The following is a 1867-nucleotide window of genomic DNA, read 5'->3' on the forward strand; positions in this document are numbered from 1 at the left end:
CCGGCTGGGGGTGTGGGCGCGGGTGGCCATGCCGGCGAAGAGTTCCTTCAGGGCGGCGAGCGCGTCGGTGCGGGGCTCCCAGCCCAGTTCCCGCTCGGCCCGCTCGCTGGACATCAGCGGCGCGTTCAACGCCAGCTCCACCCAGCCGGCGTCGATCGGTTGCAGCCGCGCCCGCCAGGTCAGCGCGGCGGCGACGCGCAGCACCGGGGCGGCCACCGGCACCGTCCAGCCGTGGAAGTGCCGGGCCACCAGCTCCGGGGTCAACACCGGGTCCGCGGCCAGGTTGAAGGGTCCGCGCGCATCACCCAGCACTGCCCGGGCGTACGCGTCGGCGACGTCGTCGGTGTGCACCGCCTGCATCCGCAGCCGGCGGTGCGTCGGCACCAGCGGGATCCGGCCGTACTTCAGCAGCCGGACCGGCGCGAACGGGCCGAGGAAGTAGCGGCTGATCTCGGTGGCGGCCTCCCGCTGGAAGTTCAACCCGGGTCGCATCCGCACCACCCGCACCGCCGGGTGCTCCCGCTCCAACTGGTCGAGCAACGCCTCGACCTCGGCCTTGTGCCGGCTGTACGACGACCCGGGCACCCCGGTCGCCGGCCAGCGCTCGCTCACCGGGTGGTCCTTCGGGCCGGGCGCGTAGACGCCGACCGACGAGGCGTACACCAGGGCCGGGACCTTGGCCCGGGCCACCGCGTCGAGCACCGCCCGGCTGCCCTCGACGTTGGTCCGGCGCAGCACCCGCTGGTCGTGGCTGGGCTGGATCTGCCAGGCCAGGTGCACCACCGCGTCCGCCCCGGTGAAGATCTCGCCGAGCTGACCGATGGCGCCCGGCTGACCGATGTCGCAGGAGTGCCACTCCACCTGGTCGTACGGCTCACCGGCGTCCGGCCCGGGCAGCCGGCGGACCACCCCGGCCAGTTCCACGCCACGCTCCCGGCGCAGCCGGCGCAACAGGGCGGTGCCGGCGTTGCCGGTCGCCCCCACCACCACGATCCGCATGCCCGACCCGTACCCGGTCAGCCGCCCATCAACCGCCCGTCTTCGCCGTCGGCCCGGCCTGCGTCGCCCGCGCTGCCGGCCCGTCCGACCCGGGGCCACACGCCGCGACGGTCCCGGGGACCTCGCGCCGGGCTGCCGGACTGGGCGGAGCGGTCGTCACGGGCGGGGGGCGTGGCGGACCCAGGCGTGCTTCTCGTCCCGGCGGCGGCCGGCGGTGGCGGCCAGGCAGCGCGGGCAGATCCAGCCGACCGGGTCGGCCCCGGTGAGCTGGTCGGTGCCGGAGTAGTCGAACCGCACGTGCGGGAAGCGGCGCAGCCGGGTACGGCTCAACGGCAGCCCGCAGACGGTCTGGTTCTGCCCCGGCAGCCACGCGTGCACCTCGCCGCCCGGCTCCCGTACGCCGTCCGGGCCGACCTCCTCGCCGGAGGCCGCCACGGCCGGGGTGCTGCTCATCCTCATGCCGGTACGGTTCCCCGCCGGTCCCTCCCCCATGCCCGTCGCAGCCCGACGTGGGCACGACGTCCCGTTACCTGTGACCTGCTGCCGGCGTCTGCCGCGGCCCGGGGGCGGCGCGACGGGCGAGAGTCGCATCGACAGGAAGTCCGGTAACCTGAGCGCGCGGGCCGCTAGCTCAATGGCAGAGCTGTGGACTTTTAATCCATAGGTTCAGGGTTCGAGTCCCTGGCGGCCCACTCCTCCGCAGGTCAGCGGCCCTTTGCGGGCTCCTGTGGCTCGCGACAACTAGACGAGTAGTTCCGAATCCCGGTCAGTGGTCGTAGGCGATCAGTGACCGGGTGACGGGTGCGCCGGTCTTGTTGTTGTGCCAGATGGCGGCAGCCATGGCCAGGAGACGCTGGGCCACCCGCAC

The 1867-nt window shown here is 74.2% G+C and carries 2 protein-coding genes, 1 tRNA gene and 1 pseudogene; 1 reads left to right on the forward strand and 3 read right to left on the reverse strand.

All coding sequences use genetic code 11. The features are described 5' to 3' along the window. A partial coding sequence (locus tag DLJ47_RS34655) for an NAD-dependent epimerase/dehydratase family protein (RefSeq protein WP_109906507.1) occupies positions 1–999 on the reverse strand: 999 nt, incomplete at its 3' end. A 156-nt stretch (positions 1000–1155) separates the two neighbouring features. Continuing rightward, on the reverse strand, positions 1156–1458 hold the full coding sequence (locus DLJ47_RS34660) for a hypothetical protein (protein ID WP_109906509.1): 303 nt from the start codon (positions 1456–1458) through the stop codon (positions 1156–1158). Positions 1459–1619: 161 nt separating this feature from the next. Between DLJ47_RS34660 and DLJ47_RS34665 the strand changes: the two genes are divergently transcribed. After that, positions 1620–1691, forward strand: a tRNA-Lys gene (locus DLJ47_RS34665). A gap of 74 nt (positions 1692–1765) precedes the next feature. Here DLJ47_RS34665 and DLJ47_RS37415 read toward each other — a convergent pair. Further along, positions 1766–1867: pseudogene (locus tag DLJ47_RS37415) on the reverse strand (IS982 family transposase); the annotation flags it as partial.

It is taken from the genome of Micromonospora sp. S4605 (assembly GCF_003176715.1).
GTDB lineage: Bacteria > Actinomycetota > Actinomycetes > Mycobacteriales > Micromonosporaceae > Micromonospora > Micromonospora echinaurantiaca.

Bases quoted from the DNA above. Each gene is read 5' to 3' on its own strand.
- DLJ47_RS34660 (WP_109906509.1), bottom strand. From the start codon at position 1,458: ATGAGGATGAGCAGCACCCCGGCCGTGGCGGCCTCCGGCGAGGAGGTC.